Source organism: Flavonifractor sp. An306 (genome assembly GCF_002159455.1).
Lineage (GTDB): Bacteria > Bacillota > Clostridia > Oscillospirales > Oscillospiraceae > Flavonifractor.
In genome coordinates, this window is sequence record NZ_NFIQ01000002.1 from 23,697 (window position 1) to 42,807 (window position 19,111).

20 protein-coding genes and 1 riboswitch are annotated in these 19,111 nt (G+C 60.4%); of the genes, 8 read left to right on the forward strand and 12 right to left on the reverse strand.

Annotated features, from left to right (window positions below; translation table 11 throughout):
• Complete coding sequence (locus tag B5F88_RS00715; RefSeq protein WP_087341085.1) at positions 1-2,313, forward strand: ABC transporter permease; 2,313 nt, start codon at positions 1-3, stop codon at positions 2,311-2,313.
• A 52-nt stretch (positions 2,314-2,365) separates the two neighbouring features.
• Positions 2,366-3,802 carry an efflux RND transporter periplasmic adaptor subunit gene (locus tag B5F88_RS00720; RefSeq protein WP_242959577.1) on the forward strand — a complete coding sequence of 479 codons (1,437 nt, stop codon included), beginning with the start codon at positions 2,366-2,368 and terminating at the stop codon, positions 3,800-3,802.
• A 136-nt stretch (positions 3,803-3,938) separates the two neighbouring features.
• Here B5F88_RS00720 and rbr read toward each other — a convergent pair whose 3' ends face one another.
• The 3 genes from rbr to B5F88_RS00735 form a co-directional block, all read right to left on the reverse strand.
• Positions 3,939-4,472, reverse strand: coding sequence for a rubrerythrin (gene rbr / locus B5F88_RS00725; protein WP_087341087.1), 534 nt, complete (start codon positions 4,470-4,472; stop codon positions 3,939-3,941).
• Positions 4,473-4,514: 42 nt separating this feature from the next.
• Positions 4,515-4,904 (reverse strand): desulfoferrodoxin family protein, encoded by a 390-nt coding sequence (locus B5F88_RS00730; RefSeq protein WP_087341088.1) that lies wholly within the window; start codon positions 4,902-4,904, stop codon positions 4,515-4,517.
• Between the two features lie 63 nt (positions 4,905-4,967).
• Positions 4,968-5,351: a transcriptional repressor gene (locus tag B5F88_RS00735; RefSeq protein WP_087341089.1), complete on the reverse strand. Its 384-nt coding sequence runs from the start codon at positions 5,349-5,351 to the stop codon at positions 4,968-4,970.
• Positions 5,352-5,527: 176 nt separating this feature from the next.
• Between B5F88_RS00735 and B5F88_RS00740 the strand changes: the two genes are divergently transcribed.
• The 5 genes from B5F88_RS00740 (at position 5,528) to ribE (ending at position 9,551) form a co-directional block, all read left to right on the forward strand.
• Positions 5,528-5,761, forward strand: coding sequence for a hypothetical protein (locus B5F88_RS00740; protein WP_087341090.1), 234 nt, complete (start codon positions 5,528-5,530; stop codon positions 5,759-5,761).
• 79 nt (positions 5,762-5,840) lie between these two features.
• Positions 5,841-5,955, forward strand: a riboswitch (FMN riboswitch).
• Positions 5,956-6,107: 152 nt separating this feature from the next.
• A complete protein-coding gene (gene ribD / locus B5F88_RS00745) occupies positions 6,108-7,214 on the forward strand; it encodes a bifunctional diaminohydroxyphosphoribosylaminopyrimidine deaminase/5-amino-6-(5-phosphoribosylamino)uracil reductase RibD (RefSeq protein WP_087341091.1) in 1,107 nt (368 codons plus the stop codon).
• Entirely contained in the window at positions 7,195-7,842 is a 648-nt protein-coding gene (locus B5F88_RS00750) for a riboflavin synthase (RefSeq protein ID WP_087341092.1), read from the forward strand. Before ribD ends, B5F88_RS00750 begins: the two co-directional genes overlap by 20 nt.
• Before the next feature lie 17 nt (positions 7,843-7,859).
• Entirely contained in the window at positions 7,860-9,062 is a 1,203-nt protein-coding gene (locus B5F88_RS00755) for a bifunctional 3,4-dihydroxy-2-butanone-4-phosphate synthase/GTP cyclohydrolase II (protein WP_087341093.1), read from the forward strand.
• Between the two features lie 21 nt (positions 9,063-9,083).
• Positions 9,084-9,551, forward strand: coding sequence for a 6,7-dimethyl-8-ribityllumazine synthase (gene ribE, locus B5F88_RS00760; RefSeq protein WP_087341094.1), 468 nt, complete (start codon positions 9,084-9,086; stop codon positions 9,549-9,551).
• Between the two features lie 61 nt (positions 9,552-9,612).
• Here ribE and B5F88_RS00765 read toward each other — a convergent pair whose 3' ends face one another.
• Genes B5F88_RS00765 through B5F88_RS00795 form a run of 7 tightly spaced genes read right to left on the reverse strand, consistent with a single transcriptional unit; the run spans position 9,613 to position 17,083 of the window.
• Positions 9,613-11,553: a YgiQ family radical SAM protein gene (locus tag B5F88_RS00765; protein ID WP_087341095.1), complete on the reverse strand. Its 1,941-nt coding sequence runs from the start codon at positions 11,551-11,553 to the stop codon at positions 9,613-9,615.
• 1 nt (position 11,554) lies between these two features.
• A complete protein-coding gene (locus B5F88_RS00770) occupies positions 11,555-12,733 on the reverse strand; it encodes a bifunctional histidine phosphatase family protein/GNAT family N-acetyltransferase (protein WP_087341096.1) in 1,179 nt (392 codons plus the stop codon).
• Between the two features lie 44 nt (positions 12,734-12,777).
• Positions 12,778-13,113 (reverse strand): DUF6054 family protein, encoded by a 336-nt coding sequence (locus B5F88_RS00775; RefSeq protein WP_087341097.1) that lies wholly within the window; start codon positions 13,111-13,113, stop codon positions 12,778-12,780.
• Between the two features lie 15 nt (positions 13,114-13,128).
• The gene (locus B5F88_RS00780; RefSeq protein ID WP_087341098.1) at positions 13,129-14,046 is read right to left on the reverse strand and encodes a dihydroorotate dehydrogenase; all 918 of its coding nucleotides are present in this window, start codon (positions 14,044-14,046) and stop codon (positions 13,129-13,131) included.
• Positions 14,039-14,818: a dihydroorotate dehydrogenase electron transfer subunit gene (locus B5F88_RS00785; RefSeq protein ID WP_087341099.1), complete on the reverse strand. Its 780-nt coding sequence runs from the start codon at positions 14,816-14,818 to the stop codon at positions 14,039-14,041. Before B5F88_RS00785 ends, B5F88_RS00780 begins: the two co-directional genes overlap by 8 nt.
• Before the next feature lie 12 nt (positions 14,819-14,830).
• Positions 14,831-15,757 carry an orotidine-5'-phosphate decarboxylase gene (pyrF, locus tag B5F88_RS00790; protein ID WP_087341100.1) on the reverse strand — a complete coding sequence of 309 codons (927 nt, stop codon included), beginning with the start codon at positions 15,755-15,757 and terminating at the stop codon, positions 14,831-14,833.
• 42 nt (positions 15,758-15,799) lie between these two features.
• Positions 15,800-17,083: a dihydroorotase gene (locus tag B5F88_RS00795; RefSeq protein WP_087341101.1), complete on the reverse strand. Its 1,284-nt coding sequence runs from the start codon at positions 17,081-17,083 to the stop codon at positions 15,800-15,802.
• Positions 17,084-17,256: 173 nt separating this feature from the next.
• On the opposite strand from B5F88_RS00795, the gene B5F88_RS20995 reads away from it, so the two are divergent.
• Positions 17,257-17,433, forward strand: coding sequence for a hypothetical protein (locus tag B5F88_RS20995; RefSeq protein ID WP_191398332.1), 177 nt, complete (start codon positions 17,257-17,259; stop codon positions 17,431-17,433).
• A 47-nt stretch (positions 17,434-17,480) separates the two neighbouring features.
• Here the strand turns inward: B5F88_RS20995 and sigE are convergent, their stop codons facing one another.
• Both sigE and B5F88_RS00805 read right to left on the reverse strand, forming a co-directional pair.
• On the reverse strand, positions 17,481-18,200 hold the full coding sequence (gene sigE / locus B5F88_RS00800) for an RNA polymerase sporulation sigma factor SigE (RefSeq protein WP_087341102.1): 720 nt from the start codon (positions 18,198-18,200) through the stop codon (positions 17,481-17,483).
• A gap of 27 nt (positions 18,201-18,227) precedes the next feature.
• Positions 18,228-19,079: a sigma-E processing peptidase SpoIIGA gene (locus B5F88_RS00805; protein ID WP_087341103.1), complete on the reverse strand. Its 852-nt coding sequence runs from the start codon at positions 19,077-19,079 to the stop codon at positions 18,228-18,230.
• Positions 19,080-19,111 lie beyond the last annotated feature (32 nt).

The window sequence follows — 19,111 nt, forward strand, 5'->3', positions numbered from 1 at the left end:
ATGATCTGGAAAAATTTTTTCCGGGACCTGCGGCGTACCGCCTCCCGGCTCATTTCCGTCAGCATCATTACCATGATCGCCGTGGTGGTATACACCGGCCTCAACGGAATCATCTATAACGTGGACCGGATCATGGGGCGCTATTATATGGAACACAACGTAGCCGACTACTGGCTCACCGGAGTGGGGCTGGACATGGCGGACTGCCGGGCGCTGGAGGGATTGAACGGGATTACCGGCGTGCAGCCCCAGATTCTGCTGGACGCGGAGGAGCGTCACAACAGCGACATTACCCTCTCCCTCTGCGGAATTCCGGCCGACTGGAGTATCAACACCCCTTACATCACCGAAGGCAGGCTTCCCGCCAACAGCCAGGAGATCTTTCTCAGCGACCAGTTTGCCCAGGCCAGAGGCCTGCAGGTGGGCGACTGGTATGAGCTCACCCTCACCGGCCTGGGCATCCATCTGCGGCTTCAGGTATGCGGTGTGGGGAAGGATCCGGAATACCTCTATCCCGTCAACGCTACCACCCCCTCCCCCGACCTGTCCCGGTATGGCTTTGCCTACGTGCGGGAGGAGACCCTTCAGGACGTCATGGGCCCCCACATCTACAATCAGTTCTGCATTACCACCAGCGAATCCATGTCCATGGCGCAGCTGCGTGCCGCCGTGGACGACGTTTTGGGCAGCAAGGTGGTCAATATTCTGGCGCTGGAGGACAATCAGCAGGCCTATTCCCTAATGGAGGGAAAAAACAACCTGGTTCCCATACTCACCTTCTTCCCCACCCTGTTTTTCCTGTGCGCGGTGCTGATGATGGTAAGTACCATGAACCGGCTCATTGAAAGCGCCCGGTCCGACATCGGCACCTTCAAGGCGTTGGGGTACTCCGACCATACCATCCTGGTCTATTACCTGCTCCATGCGCTGCTGGTGGTGGTGATCGGCTTTCCCATCGGTGCGCTTTTGGGCAAATATATCGCCGCCCTCATTGTGTGGACCATCGCCACCGGCTGCGACCTGCCACCCATGGAGATTGTCCACGACTTCCAGGCCTGGGGCCAGGCGGTGGGCCTTACCGCCCTGTGCTGCATCGGCAGCGCCTGGCTGGTGGCCCGGTCCCTGTTGAAGGAATCTCCCGCCCAATGTATGCGCCCCAAGGCCCCCAAAAGCGGCGGTTCCCTCTTTCTGGAGCACATCCGTCCTCTGTGGCGGCGGCTGGGCTTCAATCAGAAATACATCCTGCGCAACACCTTCCGCAACAAGGTGCGTATGCTCACCTGTGTAGTGGGTATCGCCTTCTGCATGGCGCTGGTATTTATGGCCTTCGCCATTAAGGACTCTATGGACGCCTATTCCAACGCTCTGGCAGGAAATCAGAACCGCTATGATGTGATGGTCAGTCTGAACACCTCGGTAACAGAGCGCCAGTACAGCCGGCTGGTTTCCGCCCCCGGCGTCACCGGAGCAGAGCTGGAAATGACTACCACATGCTGGCTATACAGCAGCAGCCAGCGGGCCACCACCACCCTGACGGTGGCGGAGGACACCGTATCCCTTCACCTGTACGATCCCTATGCCTCCGTTCCCCTGTCTCTTCCCCAGGAGGGGCTGGTATTGGAAAAACAGCTGGCGGACGAGCTGGGGCTGGCGGAGGGAGATTCCGTCACCCTCCGATTCACCGGAGAAAACGGCTATATCACCCTGACGGTGGCGGAAGTGAACCGCTGCGTCAGCGGGGCCTATGTGAGCCGCAGCCTGTGGCGGAGCCTGGGCCGGGCATATACTCCAACGGCGGCCTATCTGACCGCCGCCGACCCTGTCGCCCTGGAAACAGAGCTGGACCACTACGATTTCGTGGACGGTTGGCAGAGCCGGGAAACCGTCACCGCCGCCGTGGTGGAGAAGATGGAGAACACCTCCATGGTGGTATATATCCTCATCGTCTTTGGCGGCGGGCTTGCCTGCATTGTGATCTATAACCTGGGGATCATGAGCTTCTTTGAGCAGCTTCGCAGTTTGGCCACGCTGATGGTGCTGGGCTTTTATGAGCGGGAAATCAAGCGGCTGCAGCTGAGCGAAAACCTGATTTTCGCCGCCGCCGGCATTCTGCTGGGTATTCCTCTGGGTATCGCCCTGGACCGTTTCCTCATCCTCTCCATTACCTCTATGCCTCTGGAGGTGATGGTCACGCCCAAGGCCATCGGCCTGTCCTGCGGCGTGACCATGCTGTTCGCCCTGGGCGTCAATGTGGTAATCGGGCGGAAAATGCGGGAGATCGACATGTTGGGCGCCCTGAAAAGTGTCGAGTAATCCCGAGTTCATGAAACATATCACAGTTTCCTAGTCAAAAGGGGTGGAGCTGATGAAATATGGTAGAAAGGCTGTGGCCTGTACGCTGGGCCTGCTGCTGCTGACCGGCTGTTCCAACGGCGAGGATAAGGACCGCACCACCGTTTTCCCAGACACCGGGCCGGTGGAAAACACCGTGGAGGACACGGGCACGGTTACCTACCGGGACAATTACAACATTGTCCCCCAGGTCAGCGGCACGGTGATCTCCTGTTCTATTGAGGAAGGCGACACCGTAACCGCAGGCCAGACCCTGTATGAGCTGGACGCAGGAGATCTGGAGGACCAGATCGAACAGGCCGCCCTCTCTTTGGACAGCGCCCAGGCCTCCCTCAGTCAGGCGCAGACGGCCTGTGCCGACCTGACTGTGACCTCCTACGCCGCCGGCACCGTTACCGCAGTCAATGTCCACGTGGGAGATTATGTCTCCACGGGCAGTCCCATTGCCCAGGTGGTGGACAGCCAAAACTTAAAACTCACCGTTCCCTTCTGGGTGGAGGACGCCACCTCCTTTACACCGGGGGCCTCCGCGGTGATCTCCTTCCCCAACCGGGCGGAGACGGTAACCGGCACGGTGGAACGGATCTACGACACCCCCAGCGCCCTGTCCGGCGGGCGGACCGGCGTCTATGTGGAGTTCTCCTTCCAAAATCCAGGCACGGTCCTCAGCGGAGACTCCGCCTCCGCCGCTGTGGGTTCCGCTGTCTGCATGGAATCCGGCACCGTATCCAACGCCACCGAGCAGACCATCTACGCCACCCAATCCGGGCAGGTACTTACTCTGCCCATCCAGACCGGCTCCGCTGTCACTGTAGGGCAAACCGTGATGACCATTAAAAACGACAGCCTTACCAACGCGGTGACCAACGCCTCCCTGTCCGTGGAATCAGCCCGTACCTCCCTGGAACAGCTCCAAGCCAAACGGGCGGATTACACCATCCTGGCTCCGGTGGACGGCGTGATCCTCACCCGGTCGGTGAAACTGGGAGACCTGGCGTCGGCGGGGACCCCCATGGCGGTGCTGGCCCAGCCAGAGGAGCTGTGCGTCCATGTCGACATCAACGAGCAGTACATTGAGCGCATCTGGCCCGGCCAGCAGGCCCAGGTGGCCTTTACCGACGATAGCGGGCAGCCCCGGAGCTATACCGCCACCGTGGCGCGCATTGACGACACCGGCATCACCTCAGGCGGCGTGACAGACTATACTGTGGAGCTGACGCTGGACAGCACCGACGGGCTGCGGGACGGGATGAACGTCAATGTAGCCATCATTACCGAGCAAAAAGAGGACTGCCTACGGATTCCATCCCAGGCGGTCAGTGGCGGTACCGTACAGGTTCTGCGGGACGGAAAGGCCGTGGAAGTAGAGGTGGAGACCGGCATCTCCGGCGGCTGGTACACTGAGATTCTGCAAGGTCTGACCACCGAGGACGAGGTACTTCTCCCCTGACAACAAAACATGGGACACAGGCTACCAGCCTGTGTTGCACTTGTAAAATGAAAGTAGACACTCACAAAAGTGTGGGTGTCTACTTTCATTTTACAAGTGCATCTGCCACACAGGCAGACGGCTTGTTTTTTCTCTCTTAGTAGTTCACGCTACGGATTTCAAAATAGGCCTGGGGATGGGCACACACAGGGCAAACCTGGGGAGCCTCCTTGCCAAAGTGGATGTGGCCGCAGTTACGGCACTTCCACATATACTCGTCGCCGCGCTTGAACACCACGCCCTCCTCCAGGTTCTTCAGGAGGGTCAGGTAGCGCTCCTCGTGCTCCTTCTCGATCTTCAGCACGCCTTCAAACAGGAAAGCCAGCTTCTCAAACCCCTCTTCCCGGGCGGTGTCGGCCATCTCCCGGTACATCTGGGTCCACTCCTCATTCTCGCCGGCGGCGGCGGACTTCAGGTTGGCTATGGTATCGCCAATGCCGCCCAGCTCCTTGAACCACAGCTTGGCGTGCTCCTTCTCGTTGCCGGCGGTCTCCTCAAAGATGGCCGCGATCTGCTCGTAGCCCTCCTTCTTGGCCTTGCTGGCAAAATAGGTGTACTTATTGCGGGCCATGCTCTCCCCCGCAAACGCTTTCCACAGATTGGCTTCAGTCTTGCTGCCCTTCAGCTCCATAACATTTCCATCCTTCCTACTTTTATTTATAATGGGCGTTGATCAGCCTTCGCCCTTCCAGAAGCCGTGGAGGTTACACAGCTCATAGGCCGTTACCTTCCCATCCCCATAGACAAAGGTCTTGAGTTCCGGCTTGTCGCCCGGCTTGGGGAACTTCAGCACCACAGTATCCTCGGTCACCGCGGCGATCAGGGGGATATAGTGCTCCGGCAGCATGGGGTGCTCCACGCTGCCCACCTTCACAGTGACAGAGTTGCCGCTGCCATGGGCGGACTTCTCCACCACGGGAACATGCTTCTCCAGCGCGCCGTCGGTGGTGTTGGGCACCACTTCCTCCATCTTCTGCCCGCAGCACATGACGGGCACACCCTTGTCCACGACCTTATAGATAATATTTCCGCAATGCGCACAGCGATACAGCTTGAATTCCATGAGATTAACCAGCCTTTCTTTCTTATTTTATATGTTTTCCCTGTCTTTTGGGGCTTTATACCCTCAGTGAACCCGCTTACAGTTTACACAGGTTCCATGGAAAATGACCTCATGCCCCGTTACATCGTGGCCACTGGCCAGCAGCGCCTGTTCATCCAGTCCGGCGTCATAGGGCAGCTTCAGGTCATAGACCGAACCACAGACCTGACAGCAAAAATGGGGGTGAGCCGTAGTGTCGGCGTCAAACCGTTCCACCGGAAACGCCATGCGGGTAATGCTCCCCTCGTCCGCCAGCAGATTCAGATTGCGATAGACTGTTCCGAGGCTCAGGCTGGGATTCTCCGGTTTCAGCCACTGATACAGCATTTCCGCCGTGGGGTGTTCCCTGCTGTGTTTCAATGTCTCAAAAATCAGTTCCCGCTGCCGGGAATAGCGCTTTCCGTTCATAGGCCACCTCTTTTCTCTTGATTCATAAACAGTAATCATTACTGTTTATGATATGATAGCAGATTCTTCCCGCATACGCAAGGCTTTTTTTAAAAAAACGGAAAATTTTTTGTATACTTTTCTTTGATACGCTCACACTAACTCTTGCAGTCCATTGAACTGACAGGAGGATAGACATGAAACGGATCTGGAGCTTGTTTATGCTGGTGCTGACCCTGACGGTTCCCCTGGCGGCCTGCAGCCCCAATGTGCCGGAGGTCGTGACCCCCACGCCCGCGGTTACCTCCACGCCGGAGGGCGTACTCGACGACATCGGAGAAGCTGGTAAGGATATTGCCGATGACATCGGGGACGCCGCCAGGAACGTAACCGAAGATGTAAAGGACGGCGTCAAGAACGCCATGCGCTGACGGCAAAATTTTCTGCCGGCTGCCGGTATGCCCTTGACAATGGCCTGCCGGCAGCGTATACTTATGCCAGTCAATTGAATAAGATCTTCAGGGCAGGGTGCAAGTCCCTACCGGTGGTATAGCCCACGAGCCGCAAGGCATGATTCGGTGAAACTCCGAAGCCGACAGTATAGTCTGGATGGAAGAAGATCGTTGTCATACAGGATTGCTTGTCCTGTATCTTTGCGATTGCTCTGGTATGTGATGACATTCCAGAGTTTTTTGCTTGTAAAGGATGTTTCCGCATCCCCTTTGATTGCCCTGAACAGATCTGTTCAGGGCAATTTTTCTTTGCGGAGATGATGCTATGGAGGACCGGGAGTATATGGCTCAGGCCCTGGAGCTTGCAAAGCGCGGATTGGGTTGGACCTCCCCAAATCCCATGGTGGGGGCCGTGATCGTCAAGGAAGGGCGGTTTATCGGTCAGGGCTGGCATGAAAAATGCGGCCAGCCCCACGCTGAGCGCAACGCCCTGGCCGCTTGCACCGAGCCCCCCGGAGGAGCTACCATGTACGTTACCCTGGAGCCCTGCTGCCACCAGGGCAGGCAGCCCCCCTGCACCCAGGCCATTCTGGAGTCCGGCATCCGCCGGGTGGTGGTGGGGGCGGGAGACCCTAATCCCCTGGTGGCCGGAAAAGGGATCGCTCTGCTGCGGAAGGCCGGTGTGGAGGTTACCGAGCAGGTGCTGGAAGCGGAGTGCGAAGCGCTCAACCGTATCTTTTTTCACTATATCCGCACCGGACGGCCCTATGTGGCCATGAAATACGCCATGACCCTGGACGGCAAGATCGCCGCCCCCACCGGGGACTCCAAGTGGGTCACCGGTGAGGCAGCCCGGCACCACGTCCAGCAGCTCCGCCATCGGTATACCGGCATCATGGCAGGGGTGGGCACCGTGCTGGCCGACGACCCCCTGCTGACCTGCCGCCTTCCCGGCTGCCGCACCCCAGTGCGGATCATCTGCGACACCCACCTCCGCACGCCCCTCACCGCCCAGGTGGTGACCACCGCCCGGCAAGCCCCCACCCTGCTGGCCACCTGCTGTAACGACGCGGACAAGCGGGCCAACTATGAGGCGGCGGGCTGCCAGGTGCTCACAGGGCCGGAGCGCAACGGACATGTGGACCTGAACTGGCTGATGGACGAGCTGGGACGGCGTGAGGTAGACAGTATTTTGCTGGAGGGTGGGGGTACCCTGAACTGGACCGCTCTGGAGCAGGACATTGTACAAAAAGTTCTGGCCTATATCGCACCCAAGCTGTCGGGCGGCAGAGAGGCCAAGACCCCGGTAGAGGGGGCGGGCGTCGCCCTGATGTCCCAGGCCATTGCGCTGACGCACAGCTCCATCACCCGGCTCGGGGAAGATTTTCTGATCGAAAGCGAGGTGGTCCCCAGTGTTTACGGGGATCGTTGAGGAAATGGGCCAGGTGGAGGGCATCCAGCGGGGCAAACAGTCGGCTGTTCTGACCATCCGGGCCAAAACCGTGCTGGAGGGCACCAAAATCGGAGACAGCATCGCGGTAAACGGGGTGTGTCTGACCGTCACTTCCCTGCTGTCCGACCGGTTTTCCGCCGACGTAATGCACGAGACCCTGGATCGCTCCGCCCTGTCCGGGCTCCGGCGGGGCAGCGTCGTCAATCTGGAGCGGGCCATGGCCGCCGACGGCCGGTTTGGCGGGCATATCGTAGCCGGACACATCGATGGCACCGGCCGGATCACCCGCATCAAACGGGACGACAACGCTGTCTGGTATACCATACAGGCCGCCCCACAGCTGCTGCGGTACATCGTGGAAAAGGGCTCCATCGCCGTAGACGGAATCAGTCTGACGGTGGCCCGGGTAGAAGAAACCGCCTTTTCCATCTCCGCCATTCCCCACACCGTGGCTCAGACGGCGCTGCAGAATCGCAGAGAGGGTGACCTGGTCAATCTGGAGACCGATATCATTGGCAAATACGTGGAAAAGCTGCTCACACCCGCCCCGGAAACCCCGGCGTCCGGCGGACTTACCCGGGACTTTCTGGCGCGGCATGGATTTTAGACGAGGAGGAATCTGATATGGACGAACAATTCTGCACGGTGGAGGAAGCCCTTGAGGAGCTGCGGGCGGGCCGCATTATCATCTCCATCGATGACCCGGACCGGGAAAACGAAGGTGACATGATCTGCGCTGCCCAGTTTGCCACCACCGAAAACGTCAACTTCATGGCGATGCACGCCAAGGGCCTGATCTGCACCCCCATGAGCCAGGAGCTGGCCGACCGGCTTCAGCTGGAGCAGATGGTCAAGGTCAACACCGACAACCATCATACCGCCTTTACCATCTCCATCGACCATGTAAACACCACCACCGGCATTTCCGCTGAGGAGCGGGGCTACACCTGCCGGATGTGCGTGGACCCGTCCACCCGCCCGGAGGACCTGCGCCGTCCGGGCCACGTGTTTCCGCTGGTGGCCCGCCGGGGCGGCGTACTCATCCGCAACGGCCACACGGAGGCCACGGTAGACCTGTGCCGGCTGGCGGGCCTGAAAGAGTGCGGTCTGTGCTGCGAGATCATGCGGGACGACGGCACCATGATGCGCACTTCTGAACTGCTGGAAAAGGCTAGGGAATGGGGGCTGAAAGTTGTTACCATCAAGGCCCTTCAGGACTACTGCCGCCTTCACGACAAGCATGTGGTGCGGGAGGCCGTGGCCAAAATGCCCACCCGCTACGGCGACTTCCAGATCTACGGCTACATCAACGACCTGACCGGCGAGCATCACGTGGCTCTGGTGAAGGGGGATATCAGCGACGGTCAGGACGTGCTCTGCCGGGTTCACTCGGAATGTCTCACCGGCGACGTGTTCGACTCCTGCCGCTGCGACTGCGGCCAGCAGCTGGCCGCCGCCATGATGCAGATTGAGAAAGAGGGCCGGGGCGTGGTGCTCTACATGCGTCAGGAGGGCCGGGGTATCGGCCTGATCAACAAGCTGAAGGCCTATGCCCTCCAGGAAAAAGGCTTTGATACCGTGGACGCCAATGTGGAACTTGGCTTTGCCCCCGACCTTCGGGAGTACTGGACCGGAGCGCAAATCCTGCGGGACCTGGGTGTGCGCACCATGCGGCTGCTCACCAACAACCCGGACAAGGTCTATCAGCTCTCCGAGTTCGGCCTGGAGATCACCCAGCGGGTACCCATCCAGATGGACGCCAACGACTACGACCTGTTCTACCTGAAAACCAAGCAGGAGCGCATGGGACATATTCTGACCTATTAAAAGGAAGAGAGGAGTTTTATCATGAAAACATTTGAGGGAAAGCTGGTATCCAGCAGCATCAAGGTAGGCATCGTGGTGGCCCGGTTCAACGAGTTCATCACTTCCAAGCTGCTCAGCGGCGCTATGGACGGGCTGCTCCGCCACAACGTACAGGAGGAGGACATTCAGGTGGCCTGGGTACCCGGCGCCTTTGAGATCCCCCTTATCGCCTCCAAAATGGCCAAGAGCGGCAAATACGACGCGGTGATCTGCCTGGGCGCGGTGATCCGCGGCTCCACCAGCCACTACGACTATGTCTGCAACGAGGTGTCCAAGGGCATCGCGGCGGTCTCGCTGGAGAGCGGCATCCCGGTAATGTTCGGCGTGCTCACTACCGAGAACATCGAACAGGCCATCGAGCGGGCCGGCTCCAAGGCGGGTAACAAGGGCTCCGAGTGCGCCGAAGGCGCCATCGAAATGGTAAACCTGATCCGGGAGATGGGCTGCTGAGCCCCTCCCTGCCAAATAGAAACCGCGGCATGGAAAAAGACCATGCCGCGGTTTTTGTCATTCAGCCCCGTTTTTTCTTGGGGCGGGTGTTCTTTTTGGGCTTGGCCACCGCCCACCCCGCCTTTTTCACTGGGCGGGATTTCTTTTCCGGACGGGCAGGCCGTTCAGCCGCCTGTTTTTTCTGCCGGGTCTCCCCTTCCGGCTTTCGCCCGGAGGGACGGAGCAGGCAGCCTTTTCCATAGCCGATCAGGTCCTCCCGGTGGGCCGCGTGGAGGGCCTCACGGACCAGTGCCCGCTTTTCCGGCCGCTTCCACTGCATCAAAGCCCGCTGCATGGCCTTCTCATGGGGATCCTTGGGCACATACACCGGCTTCATGGTTCGGGGGTCAAGGCCGGTATAGTACATACAGGTGGACAGGGTGCCAGGCGTGGGATAGAAGTCCTGCACCTGCTCCGGCTGCCGGCCGGATCTGTTCAGCCACTCCGCCAGACGCACCGCGTCGGACATGGTGCAGCCGGGATGGGAGGACATGAGATAGGGCACCAGATACTGCTCCTTGCCGTACTTCTGGTTCAGCCGCTCATATTTCTGCCGGAACTTCTCGTACACCGCGATATGGGGCTTGCCCATATAATCCAGCACGCCATCCACACAATGCTCCGGCGCCACCTTCAGCTGACCGGACACATGGTACTTCACCAGCTCGGCAAAAAACTCCCCGCTCTGATCCTTGAGCATATAGTCAAACCGGATGCCGGAGCGGATAAACACCTTTTTCACGCCGGGCACCGCCCGCACCTTCCGCAGCAGCATCAAATAGTCGGTGTGATCGGCGTCCAGATTGGGACAGGGCTCAGGCGCCAGACAGGCCCGGTTCCGGCACATCCCCGCCTTCAGCTGCTTCTTGCAGGACGGGCGGCGGAAGTTGGCGGTAGGGCCTCCCACATCGTGGATATAACCCTTGAAGCCCGGATGATGGGTCAGCGCCTCCACCTCTCTCAGCACGCTCTCATGGCTTCGGGAGGTGATGATCCGCCCCTGGTGAAAGGCCAGGGAGCAGAAATGACATGCCCCGAAGCAGCCCCGGTTATGGGCCACCGAGAACCGCACCTCCTCAATAGCAGGCACGCCTCCCATGCTGTCATACATAGGATGGGGCTCCCGGACGTAGGGCAGCTCAGCTACCCGGTCCAGCTCCGCCGTGGTCAGGGGCATGGCGGGCGGATTGACGATGAGCAGCTTGTCCCCATGACGCTGCAGGATGGCCTTTCCCCGCACCGGGTCATGCTCCTCATACTGGATCTGATTGGCCATGGCGTACTGCCGCTTGTCGGCGCGCACCTGCTCAAAGGAGGGGCACTCCACCAGGGGATAGGCGCAGTCGGCGGGTGTATTTCCAATAAAGGCAGTTCCCTTTACATCCTTGATCTCCCCCACGGGCGTGCCGGAGGCCAGCCGGGCAGCAATTTCCCGGGTGGCGGTCTCCCCCATGCCGTAGACCAGCAGGTCTGCCTGGCTGTCAAAGAGGACGGAGCGGCGCACCTTGTCCTCCCAGTAGTCGTAGTAGGCAAACCGCCGCAGCGAGGCCTCCAGCCCACCGATCACCAGAGGAATGTCCCCAAATGCCTCCCGCACCTTATTGGAGTAGACAATGGCCGCCCGATCAGGCCGCAGGCCCGCCTTGTTGCCCGGAGAATAGGCGTCGTCATGCCGCCGTTTTTTTGCCACCGTATAGTGGGCCACCATGGAGTCAATATTGCCGGCGGAGAGCATCACACCCAATCTGGGCCGGCCCAAGGCTGTAAAGGCTTCTGCCTTACGCCAATCCGGCTGGGCCAGAATGGCCACCCGGTAGCCCTCCGCCTCCAGCAGGCGGGAAATGATGGCCGGACCGAAGGAGGGGTGGTCCACATAGGCGTCGCCGGTGATGAGCAAAAAGTCATACCAGTCCCAACCCCGCTCCGCCAGATCTTTTTGGGAGACAGGAAGAAATGCGTTCATATTACCTCGATTCATCGGCAGGTTCAAAGCCGATCTCTTTTTCCAACAGATCCAGCGGTACGCCGCCTGCGCCCTGGACCTCGCCCACCTTTACAAATCCGTACTTCTTATAAAACCGCTGGGCTACCCCGTTATCCGGGGCACAGCGCAGCCGCAGTCTGGTCCGGCCCAAGGGGCGGTAGGTGGACACCGCCTGGCCGATCAGCTGAACCCCAAGGCCCTTTTTCCGGTACTCCGGAGCCATGTACACAAAGGGGATATAGCCGATCCCCTCCTCCGCCCAGCGCTCCAGATCCATCTGGAGCACGCCGGCAAATGTTTCGCCCAGCATGGCTGCCATCACGGCCTTTTGGGGGTCCTGGGCCCAGCAGCGCAGCGCATCCTGCTGGAAGGCCTCACTGTCACAGGGAAGGTCAGAGCCGTGGATATCCTGCCAGGCATCGCTGCGGGCTGAGCGGTAGCACTCCCCTTCCGTCTCCATATTCAGGGGACGGAACCACAGGTTGGCGTCAGCCAGACTGCTCTCCCGGGACTTCCACCATTTCTGGCGGGCCAGGGTGGAGATCTCCTCCGGCAGATGGGAGCTGTCATTCTCAAAAATTAGCCGGCAGACGCCATGTTCGTCTACCGTCAAACAGGTAACGCCGGTGTTGTCACTGTGCCCCAATGCGTCCATCTCGCCCGGCTCCAGGCCGCGAATGGCCCCCTGGAGACAGCGGATGGCGGTTCCGTGGGAAAAGGCTGCCACCGTCTGGTCCGGGTGCCGCTGGGCAATGTCCCGCATAGCAGCCAGCATCCGCTTTTGCACCTGGGCAAAGGTCTCGCCGCCCTCTACCTGAAATTCAGGGGAGCTGTGATTGAACCCACGCAGCCGCTGTCCATCCCGGTGGGCCAGCTCCCCCCACGGTTTGTCCTCCCACACGCCCACGCCGATCTCCCGCAGGTCGGGCCGGGTATGCAGCTCCAGCGCATGGGATTCATAAATGGCTTTGGCGGTGGTCATGGTGCGAAACAAATCGCTGGAATACACCGCGTCAATGGGGATATTGTCAAACCGCCCCTTCAGAGCGGCAATCTGGCGATAGCCGTTGTCAGTAATCAAACTGTTATACCAGCCATGAACGCGGCGGTACAGGTTGCCCTCTGCCTCCGCATGGCGGATCAGATAGATTCTTGTCATGCTGTAACTCCTGCTCTATTTTGGTAATCCTACGCCCCGTCTCTTCAGAGCGCATAGGGTCTCAATGCCTCTTCCACCACGTCCTCAAAGGATTCGGCCGCCCCCCAGTCGAAGCGGATCAGACCTCCTCCGCCGCCCCCGCCGATGATGTGGACTCTGGTATGAGCGCTCATATTGTCAATCGTGACCGTGAGGGTCAGGCGGTTACCCACCCGCCAGTAGTGCTTCTCATACACCATAACCGCACACTCCAAGCCGTTGGGCCCTTTCACTGCATAGTGGTCCAGCAGCTCTCCGGTAATGCTGCCATCCACAATGGCGCTGTGGATCAAATCGCCGCACTGTTCCATGGAACAGGACACATAATAGGTATGTTCCATTTTGGCGCTCCTCTCTCACCAGGGCCGCACACCGCCTGTCAGGTCAGATACCTTGCCATGTCCCTGAACACAGGCAATTTCGGCCAGCTCATCCCGTACCTTGATGGGCGCGTAGGGGTCGGCGAAGCAGGCGGTGCCCACTGCCACGGCAGAGGCGCCTGCCAGCATCAGCTGGGCCGCATCCTCCCCTTTGGCCACGCCTCCCATACCCAGAATCGGCAGATTAACCGCGCTGGCCACCTCCCACACCATCCGCACCGCCACCGGCAGCACGGCAGGCCCGGACAGGCCGCCGGTATTCATTTTCAGAATGGGCCGACGAGTATTCACGTCAATGCGCATGCCCCGCAGGGTGTTGATAAGGGACAGGGCGTCCGCTCCGGCGTCAGCCACCGCTCTGGCAATCTCGGTAATATCGGTAACATTGGGGGACAGCTTCACCATCACCGGGACAGTGGCGTGCTCCTTGGCCACTTTGGTAACCTCGGCCGCCAGCTCCGGCTTGGTGCCGTAGGCCAGGCCGCCCGCCTTCACATTGGGGCAGGAGATGTTGACCTCGATCATATCCACCCCGGCCGCCGACAGCTTCTCGCACATGATGCCGTACTCTTCCGGGGTGTTGCCGGAGATATTGGCGATCACCGCCAGGTCGTGCTTGCGCAGCTCGGGCAGCTCCTCAGCGATAAAGGCATCCACCCCCGGATTCTGAAGGCCCACGGAGTTAAGGATCCCCATGGGCGTCTCGGCGATGCGGGGAGGCGGATTGCCCTCCCGGCGGTGCAGGGTCAGACCCTTGGCGCAAATTCCCCCCAACTCACTCAGGTCGTAGAACTGGCCGTATTCCCGGCCGAAGCCAAAGGTCCCGGAGGCCACTACGATGGGGTTTTTCAGTTTCACACCCGCCAGCTCGACGGACAACTCCACCTTAGACATTCCACTCCACCTCCCTGGCGTCAAATACCGGGCCGTCCTTGCACACATGCTTCATAGTGCCGTCGGCCATCTGAATGGCACAGCCCAGGCAGGCTCCCACACCGCAGGCCATCCGCTCCTCCATGGACACCTGGCAGGGCACGCCGTACTCCGCCGCCACCTTGGCCACACTCTTCAGCATGGGCTTGGGCCCGCAGGCCAAAATAGCCGTAAAGTCTTTTTCCTTTTCAAGAATATCCCGCACCTGCGCATCCACAAATCCATGGCGCCCAAGGCTTCCATCATCTGTGCAAAGGTAAACTTCTTTACAGCATTCCCGGAAACGCTCGGCCAGGATCACCCGGTCTGCCGAGCGAAATCCCAGCACAGCGACGGCATTTTTATGGTAGGCCTCGGCATAGCCCAGCAGGGGCGGCACACCGATGCCGCCCCCCACCAGGAGATAGCGGCCTCTCTCTTCCACGGAAAAGCCATTGCCCAGTGGACCTAGCACGTTGACTTGCTCCCCCACCTTGCGCCCGGCAAGCCAGCGGGTGCCTTCCCCCTTCACCTCGAAGATGAGAGCGGCGGTATTCTCCGGCTCGTCAGCCAGGACGCAGGCCACCGAAATGGGCCGGCGGAGGAGGTTGCCCTCCCCGCAGGCCACATGGAGGAACTGACCGGCCCGAAGCCCCTGCTCCTCCACCATTTTCCCCACTTCCAGGGTCATCCACCAGGTGCTGTCGTTCAGAGGGGTCATCTCCACTATCGTACAGCGCTGTTCGATGGGCATGCTCTCTCCTCCTTACTCGATGGTGATAAACCGGCAGATATCATCCCGCATGGCAATGGCGGCATTACGGGCGGCCTCCTGGTAGTCGGCGCCGTCCTTGCCGGTCTTCTGCCAGGCACAGATAATGCCCCGGGAGGAGTTGACGATGGCACCCCGGCCCTTGGCCTGGAAGGCGTACTGCACATCCTCGGCGGTGCCGCCCTGGGCACCGTAGCCGGGCACCAGCAGGAAGGTGTGGGGCATCCGGGCCCGGATCTGCTTGAGTTCATCGGGGTGGGTGGCTCCCGCCACCGCACCGGCCATGGTATAGCCGTATTTGCCCTCGGTGCCGGCTCCCCACTTCTCAATCAGGTCGGCCATCAGGCCATAGACCGTGTCGCCCTCTCCGGCAGTCACATTCTGCAGCTCGCCGGAGCCAGGGTTGGAGGTCTTGACCAGGGAGAAGGTACACTTGTCGGTCTGCTTGCACACCTTCAGGAAGGGATTGACGCTGTCGCCCCCCATATAGCCGTTGAGGGTGACGCAGTCAGCGTCGAACACGCTCAGGTCCTGCTCCCCCACCCTGGTGGTGCCCAGCCAGCCGTCAGCATAGGCCTCGGCGGTGGAGCCGATATCGCCCCGCTTGATGTCGGCGATCACGAAGAAGCCCTTCTCCTTGGCATAGCGGATGGTGCGCTCCAGCGCCTCCATCCCCCGCCAGCCCAGCCGCTCATAATAGGCAGACTGGGGCTTCACAGCGGGCACAAGATCGCACAGCGCATCCATCAGCCCGCAGTTGAACCGGTAGAGGGCCTCGGCCGCGCCCTCCAGGGTCTCGCCGTGCTGCTCATAGCAGGCCTTGCGGATGTGAGGAGGCACATACTCCGGCTTGGGATCCAGCCCCACCACGGTGGGGTTCTTGCAAGCGATGATCTTCTCCTGCAGCGCGTCAAAGGACATAATTCTCAAACTCCTCTTTTTCTATTTCTGGTTGGCATGCGGTCAGGGCTTGTCCTGATAGACCACCTTACCGCCAACAATGGTATATTTGACCTTTCCCTTCAGCTTTTTTCCCGCGAAGGGGGTGTTGCGGCCTTTGGAGGCAAACCGTTCCGGGTCCACCGTCCACTCCTCCGCCGGGTCGAAAATCACCATATCCCCGTCCGCTCCGATGGACAGCCGCCCCTTGGTGGGCAGACGGAGGATGCAGGCGGGATTGATGGTCATTTTCCGCAGGATATCGGACAGAGGCATTTCCTTGGTGTGGTACAGATAGGTCAGGGTCACGCCCAGAGCTGTCTCCAAACCCACCATACCGCTGGGCGCTTCGGTGAGGGCCCTTGCCTTCTCCTCGGCGGAATGGGGCGCGTGATCAGTGGCGATGGCGTCGATGGTTCCGTCCTTCAGGCCCTCAATAATGGCCTCCACGTCCGCCCTGGTCCGCAGAGGCGGGTTCACCCGGGCCATGGTGCCCTGGGTGAGGATCTCGTCCTCCGTGAGGCTGAAGTACTGGGGGCAGGTCTCGCAGGTGATCTGCACCCCCTTGCGCTTATACCGCCGGACGATGGCCACCGACTTGGCGGTGGAGATATGGCAGATATGTACCGCCGCCCCCGTCTCCTCCGCCAGCATGGCGTCCCGGGTCACCATCAGCTCCTCGGCGATGGCAGGCCGGCCGTTGATACGCAGCTGCCGGGAGATCCGCCCCTCGTTCACCGCGTAGTTCTTCACCATGTCCGCGTCCTCGCAGTGGGAGAGAATGGTCAGGTTCTGCCGGTGGGCCAGGATCAGGCCGTCCCGCATCAGGTTGGCATTCTGCACCGGCACTCCGTCGTCGGAGAGCGCCACCGCCCCCGCCCCCTTCAGGGCCTCAAAGTCGGTGAGCTCCTGCCCCTTCTGTCCCTTGGATACCGCGCCGATGGGCCAGACATGGACCCCACAGGCCTGGGCCGCCTTTTGCTTGACCAGGTCGATCCCCTCCGGGCTATCGGTAACAGGGCGGGTATTGGGCATGCAGGCAATAGAGGTAAAACCTCCATGGGCGGCAGCCGCCGCCCCGGTCTCAACGGTCTCCTTATACTCAAAGCCGGGCTCCCGCAGATGCACGTGCATATCCACCAGGCCCGCACATACCGTCAGGCCTCTGGCGTCAATGATCTCCGCGTCCCGCTCCCGGATGTCGCTGCCAATGACGGCCACCTTGCCGTCTTCCAACAAAATGTCCATGACGCCGCCGATGCCCCCTACCGGGTCCACCAGACGTCCCTGGCGTATCAGCAGTTTCACGCAATCACTCCTTTCTCACGCAAAAAAAGGGTCCAGGCTCCTTACGCCGACCCTCCCTACGATGCTGCTCTTCGTTTTTTCATTATAACTTGAATCGCATTTTTTAGCAACGGATTTTTCTGTAATTCGGGCAATAATAGAGACGGACACCAATGCAGAAGGGAGCGTCACACATGACAAAGCACGCATTTTTAGAGGGCATGGGCATGGGGATCATCGCGGGAGCCGCCATCGGCATGGCGGTGGCCGCCAAGGGGATGCAGAGCCCCGACATGCGCCGGATGGCCAAAAAGGCCGCCCGCCGGATGGACCACATGAAGGACGATCTGGCGGATACCCTGGGCTTCTAAAGCGGCAGCGGGCCGTGGACGGGATATCCCGTCCACGGCCCAAAATCTTACATCAGACGCAGAATTTCCCGCTTCAGCCGGGCAATGATTCGTTTCTCCAGCCGGGAAATATAGGATTGGGAGATGCCCAGGCTGTCCGCCACCTCCTTCTGAGTCCGCTCCGGCCGCCCGTCCAGGCCAAAGCGCATAGTGATGATCTGCCGCTCCCGTCCGTCCAGCTTCTCCAGCGCATCCAGCAGCAGTTTCCGGTCCACGTCGTCCTCGATGGGCTTCATCACCAGGTCGTTATCCGTGCCCAGAATATCGGACAGCAGCAGCTCATTTCCGTCCCAGTCGGTATTCAGCGGCTCGTCAAAGGACACCTCGCTTTTCAGATTGGCGGTCTTGCGCAGATGCATCAGAATTTCGTTTTCGATGCAGCGGGAGGCATAGGTGGCCAGTTTAATATTTTTGGCAGGCTGAAAGGTATTGATGGCTTTGATGAGGCCGATGGTGCCGATGGAGATCAGATCCTCAATGCCCACCCCGGTATTCTCAAAGCGGCGGGCAATATACACCACCAGCCGCAGATTACGCTCGATCAGCTTGGCCCGTACATGCTCCTCTCCCTGCTCCAGGCTGGCGATGAGCGCCGCCTCTTCCTCCCGGGACAGAGGCGGCGGGAGCGTATCGCTGCCTCCGATATACATAACCTTGCCCGGCAGGCACAGACCCAGCCGGGCAAGCAGCCTTTGCAGACCTACATACCAACGTACCCTCCAGCCCATCCGCTTTTCCCCTTTCTTCGCAATCCATTATGTACCAATCAGCGCGCAGTAGCCGCCCCCATCGGTCAGCCGAGTGGGAGACAGGGCCAGCAGCAGCCGACCGCAGTCCTCCGTACCCACCCTGGCCCCATCCAGTCGGAGGGTCAACAGCATACCGCACTCCACCCCCACGGCCTGATAGGGCAACAGGCGACACCGTCCCCGCCAGCCCTCCCGATCCAGACGCTCCAGCAGCGCCGCCGGGGCCCGCAATTCCTCTACCGTGGGGGCCCGCCCGGGCGGAAACAGAGGCGCGATTTTTTCCCCCTCCGCCACCATGACTGGGCGGCCGGTGGCAGGGTCCGTCAGGGTATTCCCCGTGTCGATCAGCGCGGTAAGGACCACTTTCCGGCCATCCAGCCGCAGCACCGCCGGTACCAGTTCCCGGGGGGCGCTGTGCCGGGCCGCCCGGCGGAACAACAGGGTGAGCAGCGCATAACACCCCGCCGCCGACAGCAGGATCAGCCGCAGGTCCATGGCCGAGGCCAGCACACCGTTTTTCATGGTCAGGCTCTGGTTCCCCAGAGCCTGGAGGGCAAAAATACCGCCGCCGAAGGCGGCGGATACCACAAAGAAGGTCAGGCTTACCCGCAGCAGGCGGCGGCTGCCGCCATATCCCAGCAGCACCATCAGCACTGCCGAGCACAGCTTGCACAGCGGATGCAGAAGAAAACCGACCCCGGGCAGAAACACCGCCGCCGCATAGGCAGCCCCCAGCAGGGCGCCTAAGGCCAGACGGCTCCTGCAAAGCACCTCCCCCGCCAGCCGCCCGGCTGACAGCAGCAGCAGATAATCCACCACAAAGTTCAGGAGAAACAGCTCATCCAGATAAACCGTCATCCCCGCTCCCCCTCTCGCCTTTGGACCGCAGA